Origin of the sequence: Falsiroseomonas oryziterrae (genome assembly GCF_021864505.1) — a bacterium.
Classification (GTDB): Bacteria; Pseudomonadota; Alphaproteobacteria; order Acetobacterales; family Acetobacteraceae; genus Falsiroseomonas; species Falsiroseomonas oryziterrae.
The window spans coordinates 1-5,937 of the sequence record NZ_JAKJIB010000267.1; the positions used below are offsets into that span (position 1 = coordinate 1).

Sequence of the window (5,937 nt, forward strand, 5' to 3'; positions counted from 1 at the left end):
CGCGCCTCGGACGCCGCTAGGCGACCCGCATGGCGGCTCTCCCGCGCCGCCGCGGCCTCGTCGCGGCGCGCCGCGAGCCGCCGGGCCGCCGCGAGATCCCCTTGCAGCCGCTCGACCTCGTGCGCGAGTGCCGCCCGCTCCTGGCGGAGTTGTTCCAGATCTGGCGCCTGTGCGGGCGGATCAGCCATCCAGGGTGACAGTCCAGGGCGGTGGCCGCTCGAGGCCGTGCCTGGCAGCCTCGAGTCCGAACCTCACGCACCGCGAACTGTGGAGCGTTGTGCGGCCCCCCTTACGGCGGGCGCTGGCATCTCTGATGCGCTCAGCGGTCAGGCACACATCCAAGTTAAAGATACTCGACCATTTCAACCTGTCCAAACCTTGACCGGCACGCCGCCGCTTGCCAGCCGACGAACCAGCGTTGTGACACCTCTCACCGGAACGTGACAACGCCTGCGATCACGCGGCGGCCAGACCCTGCGGAGCCTCGGAACCCGCTACCCGACCCGCGCCGCGCGCAACCGCAGCGCATTGCCCACCACGCTGACGGAGGACAGCGCCATCGCCGCCGCGGCGATCACCGGCGAGAGCAGGATGCCGAAGAACGGGTAGAGCACCCCGGCCGCGACCGGCACGCCGGCGGCGTTGTAGGCGAAGGCGAAGAACAGGTTCTCGCGGATGTTGCGCATCACCGCGCGCGACAGCCGGCGGGCGCGGACGATTCCGGTCAGGTCGCCGCCCGGCAGCGTGACGCCGGCGCTCTCGATCGCGACATCGGTGCCGGTGCCCATCGCGATGCCGACATCGCTGGCAGCCAGCGCCGGCGCGTCGTTCACCCCGTCGCCTGCCATGGCGACGCGCCGGCCTTCCGCCTTCAGCCGTTCCACGATGCGCTGCTTGTCCTCGGGCAGCACCTCCGCCTCCACCTCGGTAATGCCGAGGCGGCGGGCCACGGCCTCCGCCGTGGTGCGGTTGTCGCCGGTGAGCATGACGACGCGCACGCCCTCGTCCCGCAGCGCGGCGAGCGCCGCGGGTGCGGTGTCCTTCACCGGGTCGGCCACCGCGATCAGGCCGGCGGGCGCGCCGTCGGCGGCGACGAAGAACACCGTCGCGCCGTCGCCGCGCAGCCGCTCCGCCGCCTCCGCCAGCTTGCCGGGATCGATGCCGGCTTCTTGCATCAGCCGCGCATTGCCGATCGCGACCGCCCGGCCCTCGACGGTGCCGGTGACGCCGCGGCCGGCCGGCGCGTCGAAGCCCTCCACCGCGGGGATCGCCATGCCCCGGCTGGTCGTGGCGCGGACGACCGCCTCCGCCAGCGGGTGCTGGCTCGGGCGTTCGAGCCCCGCCGCGAGGCGGAGAAGCTCGGCCTCGGCCATGCCCGGCGCCGGCACCACCGCGACCACCTCCGGGCGCCCGCGGGTCAGCGTGCCGGTCTTGTCCACGACGAGCGTGTCGATCCGCTCGAGCCGCTCCAGCGCCTCGGCGTTCTTGATCAGCACGCCGGCCTGCGCGCCGCGGCCCACCCCCACCATGATCGACATCGGCGTGGCGAGGCCGAGCGCGCAGGGGCAGGCGATGATCAGCACGGTCAGCGCGGCGATCAGCCCGAAGGTCAGGCGCGGCTCCGGTCCCCAGACCGACCAGGCGAGGAAGGCGAGCACCGCGACGGCCACGACGAGCGGCACGAACCAGCCCGAGACCTGGTCGGCCAGCCGCTGGATCGGGGCGCGGGAGCGCTGCGCGCCGGCGACCATGCGCACGATCTGCGCGAGCACCGTGTCCTGCCCCACGCGGTCGGCCCGCATGACGAAGCTGCCCTGGCCGTTGAGCGTGCCGCCGACCACGCGGGCGCCGGCCGCCTTGGGCACCGGGATCGGCTCGCCGGTGACCATGCTCTCGTCCACGTTGGACCGGCCTTCGAGCACCTCGCCGTCGAGCGGCACCTTGTCGCCGGGCCGCACGCGGAGCCGGTCGCCGACATGGACATGCGCCAGCGGCACCTCCTCCTCCGCGCCATCCGGGCCGATGCGCCGCGCCGTCGGCGGGGCGAGGTCGAGCAGCGCGCGGATCGCGCCGCCCGTCCGTTCCCGCGCGCGCAGTTCCAGCACCTGGCCGAGCAGGACCAGCACGACGATGACCGCGGCGGCCTCGAAGTAGACCGCGACCGATCCGTCCGGCGCGCGGAAGGCGGCGGGGAACAGGCCGGGTGCGACGGTCGCGGCGACGCTGAAGATCCAGGCGACGCCGGTGCCGAGCGCGATCAGCGTGAACATGTTCAGCGAGCGGTTCCGCAGGCTCGCCCAGCCGCGCGCGAAGAAGGGCCAGCCCGCCCAGAGAACCACGGGTGTCGCCAGGCCGAGCTGGATCCAGTTGCCGATGCGCGGCCCGCCGAGGAGGTGGGTCAGCCCGGTGAGATGCCCGCCCATCTCCAGCAGGATGAGGGGCACGGTGAGCGCGAGCCCGATCCAGAAGCGGCGGGTGAAGTCCACGAGTTCCGGGTTGGGGCCGGTCGCCTCGGTCGGCATCTCGGGTTCGAGCGCCATGCCGCAGATGGGGCAGCTGCCGGGGCCGGGCTGCCGGATCTGCGGGTGCATCGGGCAGGTGTAGATCGTGCCGGCCGGCACCGGCTCGGCGCGCAGCGCCGGCTTGGGATCGGCGCGCCGCGGCGTCTGCGGGTGCACGAAGCGCGCCGGGTCGGCGATGAACTTGGTCCGGCAGCCGGCGGAGCAGAAGTGGAAGGTCGTGCCGGCATGCTCCGCATGGTGCGGCGTGACGGCGGGATCGACCGTCATCCCGCAGACCGGGTCCGTCGCCGTGCGCGTGGCTCCGTCCGTCGGTTCATCCGGGCGACGATGCCCGTCGGCCCCGTCGTGCCGACCGTGGACATGTCCTGCCGCGCCCATCCGGGTCAGTCCCCGCCGCCGGCGCCGCGCGTGCCGCCGTGGTGCCGCCCATGCCCGCGGTGCCCGAGGAGATGCGCCAGCGGACCGGCCAGCAGCAGCAGGTAAGGCAGCAGGCCGAGCGCGTGACCCCAATGCTCCCGCAGGACGTAGAAGGCCACCACGGCGGCGATGCCGACGGCGGCGATGCCGGTCGGCGTTCGCCACCAGCGCGGCCGGGTCGTCGCCGTGGCGTGCGGGGCCGGCGCCATCTCAGGGCATTCCGATCCGCATGGCGCGGACATGCTCCGCCATCAGCTCGTCGGCGGTGCGGCGCTGCTCCTCCGACAGCACGGCATAGAGCGGACCAGCGGCGGCCGCGACGCCGCGCATCGCCTCGAGCATGGCGGAAAGGAAGGCGATCCGTCGCGCCATCTGCTGCGGCGCGGGCGCCGGGCGCGGATCCTCCACCATGGCGGTCCGCATCGCCGCGCGGAGCCCCTGGGACTGCGCCCGGACCGCGTCGGCGAAGGCGGTCCACTGCGCGGCTTGCGCCTCGGTGATGCGGAGTTCCGCCCTGACATAGCCGAGCAGCCCTTCGATGCGGCGGAGGTGCATGTCCGCGGCGCCGCCGCGCTCCTGCGCCATCCGCATCATCTGCATCATGCGATCCATCTCGCCGCCCGGCATGCCGCCTCGCATGCCGCCGGGGCCGGCCATGCCCATTCCCATGCCCATCCCCATGCCGGGCGTCGGGCGCGCGGGTGCCGGCGCGGGCGGTGGCGGCGTCTCGTCGGGATGGTGCGTGTCGTCGTGCGGCCCGGCCGGCGCCTGCGCGCGGCCGAGGGGCGCGCCGCCAAGCCCGGCGGCCAGGAGCGCCGCGACGGTGATGCTGCTGATCGTCCTCATGGCGGTCCTCGCGCCCGCACCTGGCGGAAGCTGATTCGTCAAAGCGATCCAGCGCCCATCCGGTTCGTCGGCGGTCATCAGCTTGGCGGAAGCGGCGCGCAGGCCGGCTTCAGTCTGGACTCAGGATATTATTCCTGTCACGCTGGCTGCGCTCTTTGACATGGCCGGCCACCGGCCGTCATCCGCCCCGCCGCCCCGCAGTCCGGGAGCCGCCGATTTGTCCGAAACGCGCACCGCGCCGGCGCCCGACCGATTTGTCCGAAGCGACCGCCCCGGCGACGCTCCGGCGAGTTTGTCCGAAACCGACATGCGGGCGGCCGGCCCGGCCGTTTGTCCGAAACCGGGCCCGCGACGCCAAAGCACCAAAGCGGTAAAGTGGCTTTACGCCGCCGCCGGCAGCGCCGCGTTCGCCTCGGCCAACAGGCGAAAACTCGCCTGCCGCGCCGCCGGGTCGTGGCAGGGCGTCAGCACCGCCACCTCCGCCGCGCCATGCGCGGCCGCCACATCGCGCAGCTTCGCCAGCACCTGCTCCGGCGCGCCGACGATGGCCCGCTGCCGCATGCGCTCCACCTTCGCCTGTTCCTCGGCGGAATAGGCGTAGGCCTCCGCCTCCTCCACGCTCGGCAGGGGCGGATAGACGCCGCGGTCGCGCGACAGCCGCCAGAGCTCGCGCGACTTGAAAAGCCGCCACGCCTCCGCCTCGGTCCCCGCCGTCAGCGCGAAGACGGCGAGCGCACCATGCGGCGCCGCGAGCCGCCCCGGCGCCTGCTGCGGCCGGAAGCCGTCGCGATAGATCGCCATCGCTTCCTCGCTGCCGCGCCCGTCGGTGATGAAATGCGCGAAGCAGTAGGGCAGGCCGAAATAGGCCGCGAGCTGCGCGCCGAAATCGCTGCTGCCGAGGATCCACAGCTCGGGCCGCGTCGGCCCCTCCGGCTGCGCGCGAACGGCGGCGAAGGGATGGTTCACCGGCAGCCCGTCGCCGAGCCAGCCCATCAGCTCCCCGACCTGCTGGGGAAACCGCTCCGCCGCCTCGTTGGCGTTCGGGTTGAGCGCGAAGGCGGTGCGCCCGTCGCTGCCCGGCGCGCGGCCGACGCCGAGGTCGATGCGCCCCGGCGCGATCGCTTCCAGCACCCGGAACTGCTCCGCCACCTTCAGCGCCGAGTAGTGCGGCAGCATCACGCCCGCGCTGCCGATGCGGATGCGCTGCGTCGTCGCGGCGATCGCCGCGATCAGGATCTCGGGCGCGGTTCCCGCATGCGAGGCGCTGTTGTGGTGCTCGGCCAGCCAGTAGCGCCGGTAGCCCCAGCGATCCGCGAGCTGCGCGAGCGCCAGCGTCTCCCGGATCGCCTCGGCCGGGCTGCGGCCCGAGGCGACGCTCGATTGGTCGAGGATGGACAGGTCGAGCCGCATGCCGATACCTCCTCGATGCAGATAAGGGCCTGGCCGGGACAGCGTCGAGATGCGTGAGACTGACGAAGCGGCGTTCATGCGCCACGCCATCGCGCTGTCGCGCCGCGGCATGGAGGGCGGCGCGGGCGGCCCCTTCGGCGCAGTGGTCGTCAAGGACGGCCAGGTGATCGCCGAGGGCTGGAACCAGGTCACCTCCACCAACGACCCGACCGCCCATGCCGAGATCGTGGCGATCCGCCGCGCCTGCACCGCGCTCGGCCGCTTCGACCTGCGGGGTGCGACGCTCTACACGAGCTGCGAGCCCTGCCCGATGTGCCTCGCCGCCGCCTACTGGGCCCGCCTCGACGCCGTGGTCTTCGGCAACGCCCGCGACGACGCGGCCGCGATCGGCTTCGACGACCAGTGGCTCTACGACGAGGTCCCGAAGGCGATCGAGACGCGCAGCCTGCCAATGCGCCGCCTGCTCGCCGCCGAGGCGCTGGAGGTGTTCCAGGCCTGGGCGGCGAAGCCCGACAAGATCCCCTACTGAGCGTTCAGCCGAGCAGGTCGGCCAGGCTGGCGTATTGCGGCTGCGGCAGCGTGGCGATCTCGGGCAGGTCGTCGAGGTCGCGCCCGCCATCGGCCTGCCGCGCCGCCGCGACGGCCCTTCCCGGTGCGCCGGCGCCTGGGCCGTCGAGGTCGCGCAGCGTCTCCGCGAGCAGGTCGCGATCGGCGCGGCCGCCGGCGGGCTCCGCCGGCTCGC

7 protein-coding genes are annotated in these 5,937 nt (G+C 73.7%); 2 read left to right on the forward strand and 5 right to left on the reverse strand.

From position 1 onward, the window contains the following. Nucleotides 1–29: 29 nt before the first annotated feature. Entirely contained in the window at nucleotides 30–197 is a 168-nt protein-coding gene (locus L2I40_RS17690) for a hypothetical protein (protein ID WP_237216515.1), read from the forward strand. A gap of 297 nt (nucleotides 198–494) precedes the next feature. Here L2I40_RS17690 and L2I40_RS17695 read toward each other — a convergent pair whose 3' ends face one another. From L2I40_RS17695 to L2I40_RS17710, 4 genes are all read right to left on the reverse strand, one after another. Further along, nucleotides 495–2,900: a heavy metal translocating P-type ATPase gene (locus L2I40_RS17695; RefSeq protein ID WP_372491075.1), complete on the reverse strand. Its 2,406-nt coding sequence runs from the start codon at nucleotides 2,898–2,900 to the stop codon at nucleotides 495–497. A gap of 5 nt (nucleotides 2,901–2,905) precedes the next feature. After that, a complete protein-coding gene (locus L2I40_RS17700) occupies nucleotides 2,906–3,148 on the reverse strand; it encodes a DUF2933 domain-containing protein (protein WP_237216517.1) in 243 nt (80 codons plus the stop codon). Nucleotide 3,149: 1 nt separating this feature from the next. Further along, nucleotides 3,150–3,785: a Spy/CpxP family protein refolding chaperone gene (locus L2I40_RS17705; protein WP_237216518.1), complete on the reverse strand. Its 636-nt coding sequence runs from the start codon at nucleotides 3,783–3,785 to the stop codon at nucleotides 3,150–3,152. Between the two features lie 381 nt (nucleotides 3,786–4,166). Further along, on the reverse strand, nucleotides 4,167–5,195 hold the full coding sequence (locus L2I40_RS17710; RefSeq protein ID WP_237216519.1) for an LLM class flavin-dependent oxidoreductase: 1,029 nt from the start codon (nucleotides 5,193–5,195) through the stop codon (nucleotides 4,167–4,169). A 49-nt stretch (nucleotides 5,196–5,244) separates the two neighbouring features. Here L2I40_RS17710 and L2I40_RS17715 point away from each other — a divergent pair, with 49 nt between their 5' ends. Then, complete coding sequence (locus L2I40_RS17715) at nucleotides 5,245–5,724, forward strand: nucleoside deaminase (protein ID WP_237216520.1); 480 nt, start codon at nucleotides 5,245–5,247, stop codon at nucleotides 5,722–5,724. Nucleotides 5,725–5,728: 4 nt separating this feature from the next. On the opposite strand, the gene L2I40_RS17720 is transcribed toward L2I40_RS17715, so the two are convergent. After that, a partial coding sequence (locus L2I40_RS17720) for a hypothetical protein (RefSeq protein WP_237216521.1) occupies nucleotides 5,729–5,937 on the reverse strand: 209 nt, incomplete at its 5' end.

What these genes read in the sequence shown, in the direction of transcription:
- L2I40_RS17690 (WP_237216515.1), top strand. Translation starts at nt 30, where the DNA reads ATGGCGGCTCTCCCGCGCCGCCGCGGCCTCGTCGCGGCGCGCCGCGAG.
- L2I40_RS17695 (WP_372491075.1), bottom strand. Translation starts at nt 2,900, where the DNA reads ATGGGCGCGGCAGGACATGTCCACGGTCGGCACGACGGGGCCGACGGG.
- L2I40_RS17700 (WP_237216517.1), bottom strand. Translation starts at nt 3,148, where the DNA reads ATGGCGCCGGCCCCGCACGCCACGGCGACGACCCGGCCGCGCTGGTGG.
- L2I40_RS17705 (WP_237216518.1), bottom strand. Translation starts at nt 3,785, where the DNA reads ATGAGGACGATCAGCAGCATCACCGTCGCGGCGCTCCTGGCCGCCGGG.
- L2I40_RS17710 (WP_237216519.1), bottom strand. Translation starts at nt 5,195, where the DNA reads ATGCGGCTCGACCTGTCCATCCTCGACCAATCGAGCGTCGCCTCGGGC.
- L2I40_RS17715 (WP_237216520.1), top strand. Translation starts at nt 5,245, where the DNA reads ATGCGTGAGACTGACGAAGCGGCGTTCATGCGCCACGCCATCGCGCTG.